The following is a 17,583-nucleotide window of genomic DNA, read 5'->3' as shown; positions in this document are numbered from 1 at the left end:
GGTCACCGCCGGGCCAGTCGGGTCTGCCGAGGCCGCCGCCAGGCACCAGCACCGGCCTCGACCCACCGGGTCAGCAGCCGCGCGTCGTAACCCACCCGCAGCAACTGGTCGCGGACCCGTTCCGGCAGGTGCCGGGGGACCGCGCGACCGTCCGGGCCGGGCCCGAAGACGGTGGTGGTGGTGATCCGACCGGCTTCGCCGGCCCCGATCACCTCCTCCACATGCGAGACGAACCGGTGCTTCCGCCCGCCGATCGCGGTCTCGTCCTCGACGGTGACGTAGACGATCAGGTCGAGCGCGTTGCCGGCCATCCGCCGGGCCTGGTCGACTGTCATCTCGCGCCCGTGCGCCAGGGCCAGCTCGACGATCCGTTCACCCACACCGGCGGCGGTACGGGCGTGGATGGTGCACATCGACCCCCGGCTGGTGGTCATCGCCTGGAGCATCGGCACGATCTCCCGGGACCGCACCTCGCCCACGATGATCCGTAGGACGCCCATCCGCAGCGACAACGGGATCAGGTCGGCGATGGTCACCTCACCGGCCGGGCGGCCGTCGAAGCCGCGCTCGCCGTGCCCCTCCCGGGCTTCGAAGCTCATCACCGCCCGGTGCCGCTCCCGGCGGCGGGCCGGGAGCAGCTCCCGACTCTCCTCCAGCAGCACGTACGGCTCGTCCTGCGGGATCTCGTTCATCAGCGCGCGGATGACAGTGGTCTTTCCGGCGCCGGCCAACCCGGCGACCATGATGTTCAGACCGGCGCGCATCGCGGCGCGGAGGAAGTCGCGCAGCAGCGGGTCGATCATCTCGTCCAGGTCACCTCGGGCGCCCGCGAGGTCGTCGAGGCTCACGTCCAGGGTGTTGTGCTTGCGGATCACCGCGTACGGGCGGTGGCTGACCAGGAACACCGCGGCCAGCCGGCTGCCGTCGGGCAGTTGCAGGTCGAGGGTGGGCTTCACGGTGGACAGGGACCGCTCGGTCGCGCCCGCCCGACGGGCCGCCGCCTGGAGGATCTCCACCAGCTCGGCGTCGCTGTCGGCGATCGGCTCGGCCCAGTCCACCCCACCGCCGTGCCGGGTGATGCGTACCTGGTCGCAGCCGAGGATGTGCACCTCCTCGATGGTGTCGTCGACGAGCAGCGTCTGTAGCCGGCCGAGCCCGACCAGCTCGGCGGTCACCTGGTCGAGCAGCAGGCGTTCGTCGCCGGCGGGCATCGGCGTGCCGGCCCGGCGCACCGAGTCCGCGTACGCGGCGACCACCGTGACGGCGAGTCGGGCCCGCTCGGTGTCCTCCTCGTCGACGGTGAACTCCCGGCCGCGCTGCCAGAGGGTGAGTCGTTCGGTGAGTTCCCGGCGCAGCTCCCGGACCACCTGGAAGTCCATCCGCGCCCGGGGCGGTGACTCGGGCGGCGGGCTGGCCGCCGGCGTCGACGGCGGTTGCGGCCCGGACTGGTGGTGCCGGCCGTTCGGCACGGCCAGGGGCGGCGCGGTGGAGGTCACTGCCGGTGGCTGTTGGCGCGGATCGGTGGAGACCGGCTCAAACCGCATCCGGCACCCCCTGCTGCACTGGCCACGCCAACCGGGCCCGTCGCCGCTCCAGCAGCGACCCGATCGGGACCTCCAGCGCGGCCGCCGCGCGCATCAGCGGCCGACCGGCCCGCACGGTCCCGCCCAGGGCGAGCACCCCGGCGGTACGCGGATCGTGCGGCAGCCGGGCGATGACGGGCAGTTTCAGGGCGCGGCTGATCTCGGCCCGCCCGTGCCCGTGGCCGACCAACAGCAGCCGCAGGGTGCCCGGGGGCACCCGGTGCTCGGCGAAGTCCCGTTCGATCGTGGTGACCACCGCGCGGGTGCCGGAGAGGTCCGGCAGGTTCGCCCGGGTCACCAACAGCACCACCGAGGCGGCCCGCAGCACCGGCCACGGAGGCCCGGTCACGTGCAGCCGACCACAGTCGACAAGGACGTCGTAGCCGGGGGTGCCGCGGTCGAGGGCGTCGAAGTAGTCGGCGAAGCGCTGCCAGAGCGGGGTGACGCTGCCGCTCTGGGCCGGGTCGACGAGGCCGGGCAGCAGCAGTCGTTCCCGGCGGGGGGCGTCCAGGTCGACCAGCTGGGACCAGAACGCGGTCTCCAGGTTGCCGTCGCGCAACTCGCCGACGGCCAGCTCTCCGATGCCGCGTGGGCCGTCCAGTTGGCCGCCGAGGTAGCCGGCGAGGATCGAGCCGCCGGCCGGGTCGCATTCGGCGACCACCAGCCGCCGGTGCCAGGCCAGCGCGCAGGCCAGCGCCGAGGTGGTGACGCCGGGCGAACCCTTCGCGGACACCAGCGCGATGATCGCCATGCTCAGGCCGCCTCGGTCAGTACGACGGCGAGTCGTTCCTGTGCGGCGAGCGCCACCACCGCGGGTACGTCACGGGTCAGTAGCGCCAGGTACAGGACCCGGTCGTCGTCGGCCGGGCTGACCATGTCGATGACCGTGGCCGAGAATCGGGTGCCGGCGGCGGCCGTGTCTTTCTCGGCATCGGTGTCCGGGGTGCTGACCAGCAGGACCTTGTCGCCGGGGTGCAGTTCGCGGGCCGGCACCTGGGCGGTCTTCAGACCGAGCGCGATCTGCTGCTGGCCGGGGCCGAGCAGCGGGTCGTCGGTGACCTGCCCCAGGGTGAGCAGCGTGCCCGGGAGCAGCGCTACCGCGGCCCGTTTGCCGACCACCTCGTCGAGCCGTGCGGCGGGCACCGGGCGCAGCCCCTGGCCGCCGGCGACCTGCACGGTGACCAGGTCGGCCGCGCTGATCTCCCGGCCCACCTCGACCGGTCGGGCCACCGCCAGATAGCTGCCGGTGGCCCGTACCGAGGTGACCGCGAAGGCCGCGCCCAGCCCACCCAACGCGATCAGGAGGACGGCGAGACCGAGCAGCCCGGGACGGACCCGGCGCTGGCGGACCACCGTGGGCGGGTTGACGGGTGCGTCCACCGACGGGGTCCCGTTGCGCGTCGCGAGGCTCATCTGGTGACCACCTGAAGTTCGTTGATCTGGATCGGAACAGTGCCGCTGTTTCGGGTCACCAGGATTTCTCCGCTCTGGCCACCGCCGCGCCAGGTCACCGTCCAGTGGGTGGTGGCGGTGACCCGGTAGGTGTCGGCCTTCTGGTAGCCCTTGTCGTAGCCGCAGTCCGGGGAGGTGGATCCGGCCCGATCGCCCGTCGGCTTGTACTCGGTGCCTTCATCAGGGCAGGAGACCTTGTCCCCGTTGCCCATGTCCCAGACGATCTCGGTGACCTTCGCCGTTATCTCGACGGTCACGTCCCGGTCGGTCGCGCGGGCCTGTATCGGGCCGAAGTAGGCCGACTTCTTCTCGGACCACATCCACACCGGCAGGCCGACCAGGCCGGGGCCGACGCGCTTGCGGGGCGCGACGCCCAACGGGGCCGGCAACAGCTTGATCGATGCCAGGGCGCGACGGGCCAGCTCCTCCGGGTTGGGCGGGGCGCCGAAGCCGGCCGGCGGATCGGCCAGCGTCACCATGTCCTGGGCACCCAGGTCGCCGCCGTTGCAGGTCTGCAGATACCACTGCTCACCCTCGGGGGGCGGCTCCGGCCCCTCGGTCAGCTTGTAGTAGCAGCCGTCGCCGCTGTTGAACCAGCCCAGGTCCTCGTCGTAGCAGGGGATGGTCCGCCCGTTCCACTGGCAGACGCCGCTCCCGCCGCCGCCCCCGTCGTCCCCGCCCCCACCGTCGTCACCGCCGCCGCCGGGATCACCGGGGTTGCCGGGTTCGTCGTCCCAGACGCTGCAGTCGGGTTGGTCGGGCGGGCAGCCGGCTCCCGGGTCGGCCCGTAGGGCGGCGGTGGCCGGCGGGGCCGCACCGGCCACCAGCAGGAGCGTGAGGCCGATCCCGGCGAGCACCCGTCGGGTTGTCGCGGCCCGGCTCAGCACGGCTGGTCCCGGTGCGTCGCGCCGTAGTTGATCAGCCAGCGACCATCCGGATATCGGGTCGCGGTGGCGGTGGAGAGGTGTCTGCCGCCGCCGCTGCCCGGTACCGCCCGCTTGTTCTTGGCGTAGACCAACCGGTAGCCGGTCGTGTCCAGGCAGTCCTGGATCTCCACGGTGGCCGGCTTCGCGTCCAGGCTGACGGCGGTCACGGTCGGGTCGGACTTGAACGATCCGGTACGCATTGCGCCGTGCTCCTTAGCCTCGCGAATGGACACCCGGACCCGAGTCAAAAGTGGATCACCGAGAAACCGGGTCAGTTCCGGCGAACGCGGATCACTGCGCAGGCCCGCCGTGCGCGAGGCCGCGAGATATCCGGAGTACGCGTCGAGTGCCGCCTTTTCGGCAGCGCGTCGTTCGACGTCGGAATCGGTCCGGGGTCCGTTGTCGCGGACTTCCGTCGGCCGTTCGACCGCTTCCCGTCCGCTGGCGCAGGCGGCGACCGGCATCGCCACCACGCCCACCAGCAGGCAGATTGCCGCTCTTCTGAGCTGCCGTCCGCGCACCGTCGAGCCTCCTCGTGGTCGCCCGGGGCGGTGACGGTTCACCGCCGTCGGGCATGCGGAAGCGCGCCCGGATCAGCACATCCGGAGCGTTCATTGCGCTTCTGCATTCACCGTTACGGATCTTCTGCGAATTGGGGTCCTGTGTCGTCCGATGGTGAAGGTGAGGCTTGCGTCGCACCCAAGGGGCGAGCATAGGCTGACGCTCGCCGATGCAACAGAGGCAATTCATGTGAACACTCAGCGTGATGTGAGGTGGTGGTGGCGGGTGTCCACACTGCTCCCCGGGCAATGGGCGAGCGAACTGTCGTTATTGATGCGGCGTCGCCGGGCCGGACGGGTTCGCCGCAGTCGCGTCACCGGTCGCGGGAGTGGGACATCGTGGTCTGATCCCGGCATTCGACCGACGTCGGCCCCCGGTGAGCGGGCTACCTCGTCCAACGGCACGCCCGGCTCGGAGTTGGTCGAAAGCGGCCGCGCGGGCTCCGGTCAGCAGGTCGCTTTCTGCGCCATCCGCTACACCGTAGCGAGCGCGCAATCACGATCCGTGTTCGCTGTCGCAGGGGAGCAGTCACCCGCAATGGAGAAGACATGGCGCTGACCGGCCCCCCGGCGGCCACTCCCGGGCGGGAAGACCGACCCGATCTGAGTCCGGCAGCCCAACCGTCCGGTGCCGTGACGGACCCTGCGGGCCAGGCGACGCCCGATCCGCCGCGCGAACGACCGGGTGACCCCGCCCCGGCGGTGGCACGCACCCGGGTCTCGACAGTGTTCGCGGTCCTCGCGATCAGCCCGCTGATGCGGTTGGCCGCGCTGCGCTACGCCGTACCCCCGGGTCTGCCCAGCCGGAGTGGCTGCGACGCCTGCGGCGCGCCGGTCGGCCTGACCCGCCCCTGGCCGGCGCTGGGCCCGGCGGCGCGGTGCGGTCGGTGCCGCGCCCGGGTCGGCCCACCGCCGGCCACCGTCGAGCTGGCACTGCTCGCGACGGCCGTGCTGCTGGCGATCGCCGGCCCGCCCGGCGGGGTGCTGCCGGCGCTGGTCTGGTGGCTGGGCTGGACCATCCCGGCGATCCTCGTCGACCTGGCCGTGCACCGCCTGCCTGACCGGCTCACACTGCCCGCGGCGGCCGGGGCCTGGCTGCTGCTCGGTGTGGCCGCGCTCGACGCCGACCCGGGGCACTGGCTGCGAGCCGTCGTCGGCGGCACCGGGCTGGCGCTCTTCTTCGCCAGCACCGCGGTGCTGCTCGGCCGCCGCGGCTTCGGGCTGGGCGACGCCAAGCTGGCGCTCAGCGTCGGCGCGCTGCTCGGCTGGTACGGCTGGCCGGTGCTGCTGTTCGGGCTGGTGCTCACCTTCGGGCTCTCCGCCCTGGTGAGTCTGGTCCTGCTGGCCACCCGCCGCGCCAACTGGGGCACCCACCTGCCGTTCGGCCCGTTCCTGCTGCTCGGCACAACGGCCGCCCTCCTGCTGGCGACCTGACCCGCCTCGCTGCCGATCAGGGGCCGGATCGGCTGGCCAGCTTGGGGGCCGGGCTGCCGGGACGGTTGGCCCGGCGGCGGAGCACCTCACTGGTCGGGCGGGCCAGCAACGGCGTGAGCACCACGGCGACCAGGGCACCGAACAGCACACCCGCGATCACGTCGTGCGGGTAGTGCACGCCCACGAAGACCCGGGAGAAGGCGCCGAGCGCGGCCAGGGGCAGCGCGACCAGACCGAGTCGGCGGGAGAGCAGCAACGTGGTGACCGCCAGCGCGCCGGCGATGGTGGCGTGGTTGCTGGGGAACGACCAGTCGCCCGGCGGTGGGCAGACGCCGGCGATGATCTCCCGACCGATCGTCCGGCAGGGGCGGTCCTGGTTCACCACGGTCTTGAGGAACTCACTGCCCGCGTACGCCAGGATGGCCGGCACGGGCGCGACCAGGGCGAGCGCCCGGTCGTGCGGGCGGCCGAACCAGCGGCTCAGCGCGGCCATCACCAGCAGCGCGCCGAGTAGCAGGATCACCCCCTCGGTGGCGTGCCCGACGAACCACTGCACCGGCTCTGGGCTGCCGGCGGCGACGTCGACGACGTCGCTGTACCACTCGGCGCTGATCTCCGGAACGTCAATGCTGCCGTTGTCGACCATGCATCACCTCACTTCACGTTCATACCTCGTTCACCTGGGGGACACCCTAGGAACGGGCCAGAGGGCATCGCTGCTGTCGAAGGTCGGGTGGTCCGTGGGACCTTCGTCCAGGTTTCGCACAGCCGGCTCTGGTTGGCTGTCCAGGACGTCGACATCGACAGGAGACCTCGTGCAAACCGGTTCGGCCACCGATCAACCGCAGTCCACCGCCCCTACGGCGGACGACGAGACCTGGCAGATCCGGCGCACGGAAGCCGACATGGACCGACTCGGCGAGACCGAGTCGATCTTCGCGTTGGGCAACGGGTGGATCGGCTGGCGTGGGGTGCTCGACGAGGGTGCCCCGTGCGGGATGCCGGGCAGTTACGTCAGCGGGTTCCACGAGCGGCGCGAGCTGAGCTATCCCGAGGAGGGGTACGCGTTCCCGCCGGCCAGCGACACCGTCATCAGCGCACCGAACGCCGCGCTGATCCGGCTCTGGGTCGACGACGAGCCGTTGGATCTGCGGACCGGGTCGCTGCGCCGCCATGAACGGGTGCTCGATCTGCGTACTGGCGTGCTGCGCCGGGAGACCGAGTGGGTCTCACCGGCCGGGCGGGGCGTACGCATCCGCAGCACCCGGTTGGTGTCCCTGCCGCGCCGCCCGGTGGCTGCCGTCCGCTACGAGGTCGAGCCGTTGGACACCGCCGTCGAGCTGAGGGTCTGCTCGGACCTGCTGGCCAACGAGAAGGTGCCGGAACGTTCGGACGACCCTCGGGCCGCCTCGGTGCCCACCGACCCGCTGACCCCCGAGAAGCACAGTGCGACCGGCCTCGACGGCGTGCTGGTGCACCGCACCGAGCGCAGCGGCCAGCGGGTGGCGGTCGCGGTCAGTCACCTGCTGGAAGGCCCAGGCACCGTGACGACCAGCGGCGACTGCACGCCGGACCGGGTACGGCTGACCGTGGCGGGTCGCCTGCACCCGGGGGAGCCGTTGCGGCTGACGAAGTTCGCCGCGTACGAGTGGGCGGCGGTCGACGCGACGCCCGCCGACGAGTTGGCCGCCCTGGTCGCCGCCGAGGCGGACGCGGCGCGCGCGGACGGCTTCGACGCCCTGCTCACCGACCAGCGCGCCGCCCTGGACGCGGCCTGGCAGGTCGCCGACGTGCGGCTCGACGGCGATCCGGAGCTTCAGCAGGCCGTTCGGTTCGCGATGTTCCACCTGATCCAGGCTGGTCGCCCGGACTCCGACCGGACCATCTCGGCCAAGGGGTTGACCGGCAACGGCTACGACGGGCACGTCCTGTGGGACACCGAGAGCTACGTCCTGCCGGTACTCACCTACCTGGCCCCGGCAGTGGCCCGCTCGGCGTTGAGTTGGCGGCACGCCCACCTGCCCGAGGCGCGGGAGCGGGCCGCCGAGCTGCGGTTGACCGGCGCGACCTTCCCGTGGCGCACCATCGGCGGTCGGGAAAGCTCCGGCTACTGGCCGGCGGGCACCGCCGCGCTGCACGTCAACGCCGACATCGCCGACGCGGTGCTGCGCTACCTGGCGGCCACCGACGACCAGCGGTTCCTGGCCGAGGCGGGGCTGGAACTGCTGGTGGAGACCGCCCGGCTCTGGCACGGCTTCGGCCACTGGTCGAACGGGGGTGACTTCCACCTGCACGGGGTGACCGGCCCGGACGAGTACGCCGCGCTGGTCGACGACAACGTGTTCACCAACCTGATGGCGAAGCGCAATCTGCGCGGCGCGGCGGACGCGGCCGAGGGGCATCCCGAGCTGGCCGACCGGCTCGGCGTGGACCGCGACGAGGTGGCCGGCTGGCGGGCCGCCGCCGACGCGATGGCCATCCCGTACGACAGCGAGCGCGGGGTGCACCAGCAGGCCGCCGGTTTCACCGAACAGCCCGAGTGGGACTTCGCGAACACCGGTGACGACGACTACCCGTTGCTGCTGCACTTTCCGTACCTGGAGCTGTACCGCAAGCAGGTGGTGAAGCAGGCCGACCTGGTGCTGGCCATGCAGCTCTGCCCCGGTGAGTTCACCGCCGACGAGAAGGCCCGCAACCTGGCCTACTACCAGGCCCGCACGGTCCGCGACTCGTCGCTGTCGGCGGCACCGCAGGCCGTGCTGGCCGCCGAGGTCGGGCACCTGGATCTGGCGTACGACCTGTTCGCCGAGTCGGTCCTGCAGGACCTGGCCGACCTGGGCGACAAGACCGCCGACGGGCTGCACCTGGCTTCGCTGGCCGGCGCGTGGCTGGCTCTGGTGCAGGGCTTCGGTGGGCTGCGCGACGACCGGAGGGTGCTCTCCTTCGACCCCCGGCTGCCGCGCCGGATCGACCGGTTGGCGTTCAGCCTGCGCTGGCGTGGCCACCGGCTGCGGGTCACGTTGACTCCGGCCGAGGTCCGCTACGAGCTGCCCGACGCCGCCGCGGACGTCGAGGTCGAGCTGCGGCACCACGGCGAGTCGCTGCGGGTCACCGGCGCCGAGCCGGTCACCCGACCGATGCCGCCGGTGCCCGACCCCGGCCCGGAACCGCCCTCCCCGCCCGGCCGCCGCCCCACCCGCCGCTGCGCCGCCTGAGTCGCCCCGACCGTTTCGGGCTGGCGCGGCTCCGTTCCGAGCCGGCGCGGGCGGTTCAGGTCGGAACGGGACCGCCGGCCATCCGCTGGCGGACGGCCTCCAGCGCCTCGAAGGCGTACGCCCAGTTGTGGCACTTGAAGCTGCGCAGGCCGTCGATCGCCGTGTGACAGTCGGAGCAGCGCACCCCGGCGATGGCATCCGGGATCTCGGTGTTGACGTACTTGCGCTCGCCCAGGATGACCGTGGCGATCATGGCCTTGTCGTGCAGGCCGGAGAGCGCCGACGAGACGATGTCGTACCAGGTGACCCGGCGACGGCACTTCGGGCAGTCGGGTTCGTCGCCGCTGACCCAGAGCGGGGCGCCGATGCTGCGCGCCGGCATGCCGAGCAGTTTCTCCAGCCGCCGGACGTCCGACTCGGGGGTGGTCCACCGGTGTCGGCCGGGCAGTGATGCGGGCGAGTCGTACACGGCGCGGAACAGGTCGTGGTCGACCTGCACGGTCTCGCGCTGAGCGGTCATCGGCGTCCCTCCTCGTTGAGTCGGTGCCCCCACCGTGGTCAGCGGTGACCATGGGCGCAGCCGGATCAACGACACGAGGGGGCGGTGGGTCGTCGCTCCGCGGCTGACCGCTTTCGCCTCCGGTGGCCGGCCTCGGGTGGTACGACGGACGCAGGGCGTGTGTCGGCGGGAGGAGCGCCGATGGCGAGCAGACCCGAACGGCTGCTGCGGGGCGGCAACTCGCCGCTGAGCGCGTCGTTCCTGGAGCTCTTCTTCGACCTGGCGTTCGTGCTCGCGCTCAGTCAGTTGGCCGCCCACCTGCTGCACGACCTCAGCCTGGCCGGCGCGCTGCGTACCGCCCTGCTGTTGACCGGGATCTGGTGGATCTGGGTGCCCACCACCTGGTTCGCCGACTGGTACGACCCGGAGAGTCCGGCGGTGCGGTGGTTGCTGGTGGGTGCCGCGTTGGGCAGCCTGCTGGCCGGGGTGGCGATCCCGCAGGCGCTGGACGGGCGGGGCCTGCTCTTCGCCGGCGCGTACGTCTCGGTGCACATCGCCCGGGGTGTGGTCACCACCGTCTGGCTGCGCGGTCATCCGCGACAGATTCGAACGCTGCGCATCCTCTGCTGGTTCAGCGTCTCCGCCGTACCGTGGTTGGTCGGTGGGTTTCTGCCGCAGTGGCGGGTGCCGCTCTGGGTGCTGGCCCTCGCCATCGACCTCACCGGCCCGCGCCTGCGCTGGCCCACGCCGGGGCTGGGCCGGACCGGGCGGCAGGAGTTGCACCTGGCTGGCAGGCACTTCGCCGAGCGGTACCAGCAGATCATGATCATCGCGCTCGGTGAACTCGTCCTGGTCGCCGGCCTCTCGTACGCCGGCACCGATCTCCACTTCCCGCAGACCGCCGCTTTCCTGTTGGTCTTCGCCACCGCCGTGCTGATCGGTCTGCTCTACGTCACGCCCGCGGGCCAGCGCCTCGGCCCCGCCATCGAGCGGGCCGATCCGGCCAGTCTCGGCGTCACCACCGGATATCTGCACCTGGTGATGATCGCCGGGCTGGTGGTCACCTCCGTCGGCGCCGAGTTGAGCATCTCGCATCCGCTGCGCACCGGTGACATGACAGCGGTCCTGTTCATCCTGGGCGGCCCGATGCTGTTCCTCCTCGGGCGGATCCTCTTCTCGGCGGCGATCCACCGGCGATTCTCCTGGCCCCGGGTCGCCGCTCTGTTCGTGCTGGCCGGCGCGGGGGTTGTGCTGCGGATGCCGCTGCTGGCGGTCAGCGCCGTCGCCACCGGGGTGGTGCTCGCGGTGGTCGTCCTGGACCACGCCGGGATCGGTTCGTACCGGCACCGAGCTGGCGCGTAGTCTAGAAGCCTGACTAAAGTCAGGTATATGGACTCGGCTCTCATCGCCGCCGTGCGGCGCTTCAACCGGACGGTCACCCAACGGGTGGGCGCGCTCGACGACGAGTACATGGCCCAGGGACGCCCGCTCGGGCAGGCCCGGCTGCTCTGGGAGATCGGCCCCGCCGGTGCCGAGGTCGCCGCGCTACGGGCCCGGCTCGGCCTGGACTCCGGATATCTCAGTCGACTCCTGCGCACCCTCGAGAACGACGGCCTCGTCACCGTCGGACCGGTCGACCAGACCGGCGGCGACGGCAGGGTCCGCGTCGTCACGCTCACCGAGGCCGGCCGAACCCAGTGGACCGACCTCGACCAACGGTCGGACAATCTCGCCGCCTCGATCCTCGAACCGCTCGGCGAACACCGCCGCGAACGACTCGTCACCGCCATGGCCGAGGTCGAACGGCTGCTCATGGGCTCGATGGTCGTCATCGAGCCGTGCCCACCGAGCGACCCGCGAGCCCGTGCATGCCTGCGGGCCTACGTCCGTGACATCGCACGACGATTCGACGGCGGGTTCGACCCCGCGCTGAGCAAACCGCTCCCCGACGAAGCGCTCGTCCCGCCCAACGGGGTGCTCCTGCTCGCCACCCTCAACAGCGAACCGATCGGCTGCGGGGCCGTCAAACTCCACCCCGACGCGCCCGCCGAGGTCAAACGGGTGTGGGTGTCCGACACCGTACGCGGGCTCGGCGTCGGGCGGCGGCTGCTGGGTGAGCTGGAACGGTACGCCGCCGAGCGCGGCGCCACAGCGGTCCGGCTGGACACCAACCGCGACCTCACCGAGGCGATCGCCCTGTACCGGGCGACCGGTTACCGGGAGATCGAGGCGTACAACACCGAGCATTACGCCCACCACTGGTTCGAGAAGCAGCTCAGGCGGTGAGGCGACGCGCGCCCCAGTCGCGATCTTGTCGGCCTGGTCCTGCTGGGGAATGCTGACGGGTGTCGGAGCGATGATCAGCATCCGCCTCCACTGAAGGAGCCACCCGTGCGCAAGCTCGTGTACTACATCGCCACCACGCTCGACGGCTTCATCGCCGGCCCCGACGGCGCCGACCCGACCGGCCCCGGCGGGTTCTGGCCCATTCCGGACGACTACCTGCGCCACCTCGTCGCGGAGTACCCGGAGACCCTGCCGGGTCCGGCCCGGCAGGCGTTCGGCATCACCGACCAGGGCAGCCGGTTCGACACCGTGGTGGAGGGGCGCAACTCCTACGAGGTGGGCCTGAAGGCCGGTGTCACCGACGCGTACCCGCACCTGCGCCACCTGGTGTTCTCCCGGACGCTGGGCAGCAGCCCGGACCCGGCCGTCGAGGTCATCGGCCAAGACCCGATCGCCACGGTACGAGAGCTGAAGCGGCACGACGGCAAGGATGTCTGGGTGATCGGCGGCGGCGCTTTGGCCGGTGCCCTCTACCCCGAGATCGACCAGTTGATCGTCAAACTCGCCCCGTTGACCATCGGTGCCGGCATCCCGCTCTTCGGCCGTGACGCCGTCTTCGCCCCACGCACCTGGCGCCTGACCGACCACACAGTCCTGGACAGCGGCGCGCTCTTCCTCACCTTACGCGCACACCGACCGGAGCCGAGTCCGCGTGAGCCCGTCACCGCCCTCGTGAGTGGTGGCGCGTCGGCACGTCGGGCGGGAACGGCGAGCCCGTCGGGTTCGTCGTTCCCGCCCGCAACGCCTACGAGCCGGCCGTCGACACGGCCTGGTAGCGCGAGCGGTCGGCTGCCCCGGTCAGCCCTTCACCGCGCCGGCGGTGAGCCCCTCGGTCAGGAAGCGCTGCCCCAGGGCGTACATGATCACCACGGGGATGCTGACCAGCAGCGACGCCGCGGCGAGTTGCCCTTGCGGCACGACGTCTCCGGCGATCATGGATTGCATCCCCACCGGGAGCGTCTTGTACTCGTCCTTCGTGATGAACACGAAGGCGAAGAGGAACTCGTTCCAGGCGTTGGTCAGGGTGAAGAGCGCGACCGCCAGCAGCCCTGGCTTGGCCAGCGGCAGCACCACCCGGCCGAACGCCTGGATGCGGCTGCACCCGTCGACCAGGGCGGCCTCCTCCAACTCGATGGGGATCGACGAGAAGTACCCCACCAGCAGCCAGGTGGCGAACGGCAGCGTGAAGGTCGGGTACGTCACCACCAGGGACCACAACGAGTCGGTGAGCCGGGCACCGATCAGCATCTGGTACAGCGGGATGAACAGCAGCGCGCCCGGCATCACGTAGGTGAGCAGCACCGTGACGGTGAAGCCCTGCGCCCCGCGGAATCGCAGCCGGGCCAGCGCATAGCCCGCCAGGGCGGCGCAGACCAGTGCCACAGCGGTCGACGCCGCGGACACCAGCAGGGTGTTGAGATACCAGCGGCCGAACGGTTGGTTGTCGAACAGGGCGCCGAACTGCTCAAGCGTCCACGGCGTCGGCCACAGGTCGTCGGTACGCATGACGACCTGGCCCTCGGACTTGAAGGCCGTGACGAAGATCCAGTACAGCGGGCCCAGCACGAAGAAGAGCAGGCCAGCCAGCGCGGCCCAGGAACCCAGCCCCGACACCACTGTCGACGAACGGCGACCACCTCGGGACTGGAGGGTCGAGACCACCCGGCCGACCCCCGCCGCGATCAGCAGGATCACACCGAGGACCACCGCCGCCTTCCAGAAGATCTGCGGTGATGCCCAGAGCAGCAGACCGGTGACCAGCGCGGTGAGGACCCACGGCATTGCCCTCCGCGCCGTCCCGGCCCACCGCTGCGCCCCGATCCGCAGCGCCGAGCGGCGTCGCCGGGGCAACTTGATGTTGGTGTCCTGGCGCAACAACCGGACCAGGACGAACACCAGCCCGCCGATGATCGGCAGCATGACGAGCGTGACCGCCGCACCCGCGCCGTACTGCAACTGCAGGATGGCCTTCGAGTAGGCGATGAGCACGTACGGCGCTGTCACGTCGCCCGGGCCGCCCTGCGTCAGCAACCAGACGAGGTCGAAGTTGTTGAACGTCCAGATCGACGACAGGGTCACCGTCACGGTGATCACGTGGCGCAGTCCGGGCAGCGTCACACTTCTGAACCGCTGCCACGACGAGGCGCCGTCGATGGTCGCCGCCTCGTAGAGGTCTGCGGGGATGGCCTTCAACCCCGCGAGGAAGCACACGGTGAAGAACGGCACCCCTTTCCAGACGTTGACGAGGATCACCGACGGCATGGCCAGCTCCGGGTCGGACAGCCAGCCCGCGGGCCAACTGTCGACCAGGTGGGCGCTGGCCAGCAACGGCCCGATTCCGGTGGCGGTGAGCAGCGTGTTGACGCTGCCGAAGATCGGGTCGAGCAGCGCGCGCCAGCTGAACGCCGTCACCACCGTCGGCACCACCCACGGCACCAGGAGCAGCCCGGCCAGCACCGCCCGCCCACGTCGGCGATGGTGCAGCAGCAGGGCTGCGGCCAGCCCCAGCACGACCTTGAAGATCTCGGCGTACGCGGTGAATACGAACGAGTTCACCACGCCGGTGTGGAACTGGTCGTCGCCGACGAGCGCGAGATAGTTGTCCAGGCCGACGAAGACGGTGTCCTGCCCGTGCCGTTCGGTGGTGCTGGTGATGATCGACCGGGCGATCGGCACGAGGACGAGCCCACCGACCAGCACCGCCATCGGCGCCAGGAACAGGGCCGCGAGTCGCCAGTCGCGACCCAGCCGCCGCTGGACAGCGGTGAGGGAGCCGGGCCCCGACGGCGAAGATTTCCTCGCCGCCGGGACCCGGACAGGACGGACAGACCTCACTGCGGCAGCCCCTGCTGGTTGAAGATCTGCACCATCTTCGTGTGGGCGGCCGACACGGCCTGCGCCGGCGCGGTGCCCTGCACGACCTGCTGCATCATGTCGGTGAGGACGTAGGCCGACCCCACCGCCTGCTGGCCCGCGCTGGCCTTCTGCGGGAAGGTCAGGCCGTTCTTCGTGTTCAGCGGCAGCTTCAATTCAGTGATCTTGCGCAGCATCGGGAACGCCGGGTCGCCACTGGTGAAGAACGGGTCGGCGTCCCAGACCTTCTCCCAGGCGGGCATCACCAGGCCGGGTGCCTCCTTCGCCACCCCGAGCAGCGCGGGCGCGCTGACCAGGTACTGCGCCAGGAGCTTGGCGAGCGCCGGGTTCTTGGCGCCCTTGAAGACGACGAAGCCCTGCGACTGGCCGAGCAGCAGCGGATTGTCGGTCGCCGGTCCGATGCAGTCGGAGAACACGTGGGTGTTGGCGTGCACCGGGTTCTTCTTGGTCCTGGAGTCCGCGTACACGCTGAACTGGTTGCGGGTGTAGCCGAGGATCCCGGCGAGCCAGTTCTCGTTGTTGCTGGTGTCGGTCCAGCTCGCGATCCCCGGCGGCAACATCGGCTTGTACTTCGGGTTGGTGTAGATGTCGCCGAGGAAGCTGACCGCCTGCACCGTCTCCGGGGAATTGAAGGTGACCTTCCGGCCGTCGTTGCCGGCGATCGACCCGCCGTAGGCGTTGATCAGCGCCTCGATCATGCCGTTGCCGTCACCGGACCGGTTCACCGTCATGCCCCAGCCGAACCGGCGCTTGGCCGGATCGGAGATCTCCAGGCACAGGTCCCGCAGCTCCTCCCAGCTGTAGATGTCCTTGGGGGAGATGCCCTTGTCCTGCATCCAGTCCTTGCGCAGGAACGACCCGATCCCGATGAAGTGGTACGGGATGGCGAACCACTTGCCGTCGAAGACGCAGAAGTTCTTGGCCTCGGCGCAGGGCTCGCCGTACTTGGCGGTCAGCGCGTCGACGACGTCCGTCACGTCCTCCAGGTCCCCCAGCGCGTGGAACTGCGCGACGAACCGCGAGTCGGTCATGAATGCCAGGTCACGGGCCACCCCGCCCTTGACCTCGGCGTCGATCTTGGCCACCACGTCACCGGCGTCGGCCTGGACCAGGCTGTTCTCGATCTTCGTGCCGGTGGTGTCGGCGAACTTCTTGATCGAGCTGTCGAGGGCTTCGTTCGCCGCCGTCGAATACAGCTTCTGCGACAGCATGCCCATCGACGAGCCCTTCATCGCCGCCGCGGCGTCGACCAGCTCCTGCGGAACCTCCGGCTGCACCCTGCTGGGCGGGTCGGAGTCGCCCCCGCACGCGGCCAGACCGGCCGCGCCGAGCACCCCAACCCCCATCCCCAGAAAGCCGCGCCGTGACCACCCCGACTTGTCCTCCATGGACACTCGCCTCCTTCATCTCCCGCGCACGGCTGCACGCCGAAGGCATGGCTGGCGGACACCGCGACGGTTGTGCTCCAGTTGGTTTCTGCCGGCGACCACCGAGGGCCGCCCGTCGAGATCAGTGCGCCGGTGGGTTGCCACGGTGGTGGGCGGGTCCGCCCGTCACCGTGGGGCGTCCACGTCCGCGCGCTTCGTCGGAGCCACCCGAGGCACGTCGGGTGCCGCTCGTCGAATGGCGCGACGGGGTCGAGGCGATCGGCGACCGGGCCGAGGCAGTAGCGCTGACGTTCCAGTTCGGTCGGGTCACGGGACCACCGCCGTTCGAGATTTCGAACTAGGTTCGATATACCGTATCGAGTGGTCGCGACGCTAGAACAGTTCGAAGAACGATGTCAATGTTTCGATGTTGTTTCGAACCGAAAGCGGGAGGCTGCCTATCGAGGCTGCGCCCGGTAGCCCATGCGAGCCGACAGCGAGGCCGCCCCCTCGCGAACCAGCCCGGTCCACTCCACCTGCACCTCAGGCGTCCAACGGATGATCGGCGCGGACAAGCTCATCCCGGCGATGATCGCGCCGGTATGGTCCCGGATCGCCGCGGCGACACAGCGCATGGCGGTGTCCGACTCACCGATGTCGACAGCGACGCCCTCGACCCGGACCCGGTCCAGATGCTCACGAAGAACATCCGGATCGGTGATGCTGTCCGGCGTCATGCCCGGCAGGGGATCCTTCAGCAGGACGGCATCCAGGTCCGCCTCGTCGAGCGCCGACAGCAGCACCTTGCCCACCGCCGTGCAGTGGGCGGGCAGCCGCAGTCCGACCCCGGACACCATCCGAACCGGGTGGGTGCTGTCGAACTTGACGAGGTAGATGACATCGGCGCCGTCGAGCACCGCCACATGAACCGCCTCGTCGCACGCGGCGGCCACGTCCCGCGCGACGCCTTGCGCCTCGCGTACCAGATCAAGCCGACCCGCGAACGCCGCGCCCAACTGGAACAACGGCATGCCGAGCCGATACTGCACGGGCTGACCCGGTATGGAGATCAGGTACGCGCGAGCCTCAAGCGTCACGAGCAACTCGTGGACGGTCGTGCGGGGCAGATCGAGTCGCTCCATCACCTGGCGGGCCGACAGTTGGGGGCAGTCCAGAAACAGTTCCAGGACGTCGAGTGCGCGGATGACCGCCGGTACCACACGGGGCATGTTCGATAGTCCCTTCGCAGTGCCGGACCCGTGTCAACGATCTCCACACGGGCCAGCACCTGAAGAGGATATCTACGTCAGCCACCGGCGCCAGGTGT

Annotated in this window: 14 protein-coding genes and 1 pseudogene; 5 read left to right on the top strand and 10 right to left on the bottom strand. The window is 70.8% G+C overall.

Annotation, left to right across the window (positions count from 1 at the left end; genetic code table 11):
- Positions 1-2: 2 nt before the first annotated feature.
- From AB0877_RS02730 to AB0877_RS02710, 5 genes are read right to left on the bottom strand one after another with little or no spacing between them, the layout of a single operon-like run.
- Positions 3-1,544 carry an ATPase, T2SS/T4P/T4SS family gene (locus AB0877_RS02730; RefSeq protein WP_366605972.1) on the bottom strand — a complete coding sequence of 514 codons (1,542 nt, stop codon included), beginning with the start codon at positions 1,542-1,544 and terminating at the stop codon, positions 3-5.
- Positions 1,534-2,334 (bottom strand): ParA family protein, encoded by an 801-nt coding sequence (locus AB0877_RS02725; protein ID WP_366605970.1) that lies wholly within the window; start codon positions 2,332-2,334, stop codon positions 1,534-1,536. Before AB0877_RS02725 ends, AB0877_RS02730 begins: the two co-directional genes overlap by 11 nt.
- 2 nt (positions 2,335-2,336) lie before the next feature.
- Positions 2,337-2,996 carry an SAF domain-containing protein gene (locus tag AB0877_RS02720; RefSeq protein ID WP_366605968.1) on the bottom strand — a complete coding sequence of 220 codons (660 nt, stop codon included), beginning with the start codon at positions 2,994-2,996 and terminating at the stop codon, positions 2,337-2,339.
- Positions 2,993-3,922 (bottom strand): hypothetical protein, encoded by a 930-nt coding sequence (locus AB0877_RS02715; protein ID WP_366605966.1) that lies wholly within the window; start codon positions 3,920-3,922, stop codon positions 2,993-2,995. Before AB0877_RS02715 ends, AB0877_RS02720 begins: the two co-directional genes overlap by 4 nt.
- Entirely contained in the window at positions 3,916-4,425 is a 510-nt protein-coding gene (locus AB0877_RS02710; RefSeq protein WP_366606191.1) for a hypothetical protein, read from the bottom strand. Before AB0877_RS02710 ends, AB0877_RS02715 begins: the two co-directional genes overlap by 7 nt.
- Positions 4,426-5,277: 852 nt before the next feature.
- Between AB0877_RS02710 and AB0877_RS02705 the strand changes: the two genes are divergently transcribed.
- Positions 5,278-5,955, top strand: a complete 678-nt coding sequence (locus AB0877_RS02705; protein WP_366606189.1) for an A24 family peptidase — start codon at positions 5,278-5,280, stop codon at positions 5,953-5,955.
- Positions 5,956-5,971: 16 nt separating this feature from the next.
- Here AB0877_RS02705 and AB0877_RS02700 read toward each other — a convergent pair whose 3' ends face one another.
- Positions 5,972-6,601 carry a phosphatase PAP2 family protein gene (locus tag AB0877_RS02700; protein WP_366605965.1) on the bottom strand — a complete coding sequence of 210 codons (630 nt, stop codon included), beginning with the start codon at positions 6,599-6,601 and terminating at the stop codon, positions 5,972-5,974.
- Between the two features lie 259 nt (positions 6,602-6,860).
- Between AB0877_RS02700 and AB0877_RS02695 the strand changes: the two genes are divergently transcribed.
- Positions 6,861-9,170 (top strand): glycosyl hydrolase family 65 protein, encoded by a 2,310-nt coding sequence (locus AB0877_RS02695; protein WP_366606187.1) that lies wholly within the window; start codon positions 6,861-6,863, stop codon positions 9,168-9,170.
- A 55-nt stretch (positions 9,171-9,225) separates the two neighbouring features.
- Here the strand turns inward: AB0877_RS02695 and AB0877_RS02690 are convergent, their stop codons facing one another.
- Positions 9,226-9,690 (bottom strand): hypothetical protein, encoded by a 465-nt coding sequence (locus AB0877_RS02690; protein WP_366605963.1) that lies wholly within the window; start codon positions 9,688-9,690, stop codon positions 9,226-9,228.
- Between the two features lie 180 nt (positions 9,691-9,870).
- On the opposite strand from AB0877_RS02690, the gene AB0877_RS02685 reads away from it, so the two are divergent.
- The 3 genes and pseudogenes from AB0877_RS02685 to AB0877_RS02675 all read left to right on the top strand — a co-directional run.
- Positions 9,871-11,031: a low temperature requirement protein A gene (locus tag AB0877_RS02685; protein WP_366605961.1), complete on the top strand. Its 1,161-nt coding sequence runs from the start codon at positions 9,871-9,873 to the stop codon at positions 11,029-11,031.
- Between the two features lie 27 nt (positions 11,032-11,058).
- Positions 11,059-11,955, top strand: a complete 897-nt coding sequence (locus AB0877_RS02680; protein WP_366605959.1) for a helix-turn-helix domain-containing GNAT family N-acetyltransferase — start codon at positions 11,059-11,061, stop codon at positions 11,953-11,955.
- A gap of 105 nt (positions 11,956-12,060) precedes the next feature.
- Positions 12,061-12,615 (top strand): annotated as a pseudogene (locus AB0877_RS02675) (dihydrofolate reductase family protein); the annotation flags it as partial.
- Between the two features lie 198 nt (positions 12,616-12,813).
- Here AB0877_RS02675 and AB0877_RS02670 read toward each other — a convergent pair.
- The 3 genes from AB0877_RS02670 to AB0877_RS02660 form a co-directional block, all read right to left on the bottom strand.
- The gene (locus tag AB0877_RS02670) at positions 12,814-14,721 is read right to left on the bottom strand and encodes an ABC transporter permease subunit (RefSeq protein ID WP_366605957.1); all 1,908 of its coding nucleotides are present in this window, start codon (positions 14,719-14,721) and stop codon (positions 12,814-12,816) included.
- Positions 14,722-14,846: 125 nt separating this feature from the next.
- The gene (locus AB0877_RS02665) at positions 14,847-16,277 is read right to left on the bottom strand and encodes an extracellular solute-binding protein (RefSeq protein ID WP_366605955.1); all 1,431 of its coding nucleotides are present in this window, start codon (positions 16,275-16,277) and stop codon (positions 14,847-14,849) included.
- A 437-nt stretch (positions 16,278-16,714) separates the two neighbouring features.
- Positions 16,715-17,485, bottom strand: coding sequence for an IclR family transcriptional regulator (locus AB0877_RS02660; protein ID WP_366605953.1), 771 nt, complete (start codon positions 17,483-17,485; stop codon positions 16,715-16,717).
- Positions 17,486-17,583 lie beyond the last annotated feature (98 nt).

Source organism: Micromonospora sp. NPDC047644, assembly GCF_040704315.1.
GTDB lineage: Bacteria > Actinomycetota > Actinomycetes > Mycobacteriales > Micromonosporaceae > Micromonospora.
The sequence above is the reverse complement of the archived record's forward strand: the minus strand, read 5'-3'. Positions and strand labels throughout refer to the sequence as shown.

What these genes read in the sequence shown, in the direction of transcription:
- AB0877_RS02730 (WP_366605972.1), bottom strand. Translation starts at nt 1,544, where the DNA reads ATGCGGTTTGAGCCGGTCTCCACCGATCCGCGCCAACAGCCACCGGCA.
- AB0877_RS02725 (WP_366605970.1), bottom strand. Translation starts at nt 2,334, where the DNA reads ATGGCGATCATCGCGCTGGTGTCCGCGAAGGGTTCGCCCGGCGTCACC.
- AB0877_RS02720 (WP_366605968.1), bottom strand. Translation starts at nt 2,996, where the DNA reads ATGAGCCTCGCGACGCGCAACGGGACCCCGTCGGTGGACGCACCCGTC.
- AB0877_RS02710 (WP_366606191.1), bottom strand. Translation starts at nt 4,425, where the DNA reads ATGCCGGTCGCCGCCTGCGCCAGCGGACGGGAAGCGGTCGAACGGCCG.
- AB0877_RS02705 (WP_366606189.1), top strand. Translation starts at nt 5,278, where the DNA reads ATGCGGTTGGCCGCGCTGCGCTACGCCGTACCCCCGGGTCTGCCCAGC.
- AB0877_RS02700 (WP_366605965.1), bottom strand. Translation starts at nt 6,601, where the DNA reads ATGGTCGACAACGGCAGCATTGACGTTCCGGAGATCAGCGCCGAGTGG.
- AB0877_RS02695 (WP_366606187.1), top strand. Translation starts at nt 6,861, where the DNA reads ATGGACCGACTCGGCGAGACCGAGTCGATCTTCGCGTTGGGCAACGGG.
- AB0877_RS02690 (WP_366605963.1), bottom strand. Translation starts at nt 9,690, where the DNA reads ATGACCGCTCAGCGCGAGACCGTGCAGGTCGACCACGACCTGTTCCGC.
- AB0877_RS02685 (WP_366605961.1), top strand. Translation starts at nt 9,871, where the DNA reads ATGGCGAGCAGACCCGAACGGCTGCTGCGGGGCGGCAACTCGCCGCTG.
- AB0877_RS02680 (WP_366605959.1), top strand. Translation starts at nt 11,059, where the DNA reads ATGGACTCGGCTCTCATCGCCGCCGTGCGGCGCTTCAACCGGACGGTC.
- AB0877_RS02670 (WP_366605957.1), bottom strand. Translation starts at nt 14,721, where the DNA reads ATGGCGGTGCTGGTCGGTGGGCTCGTCCTCGTGCCGATCGCCCGGTCG.
- AB0877_RS02665 (WP_366605955.1), bottom strand. Translation starts at nt 16,277, where the DNA reads ATGGAGGACAAGTCGGGGTGGTCACGGCGCGGCTTTCTGGGGATGGGG.
- AB0877_RS02660 (WP_366605953.1), bottom strand. Translation starts at nt 17,485, where the DNA reads ATGCCCCGTGTGGTACCGGCGGTCATCCGCGCACTCGACGTCCTGGAA.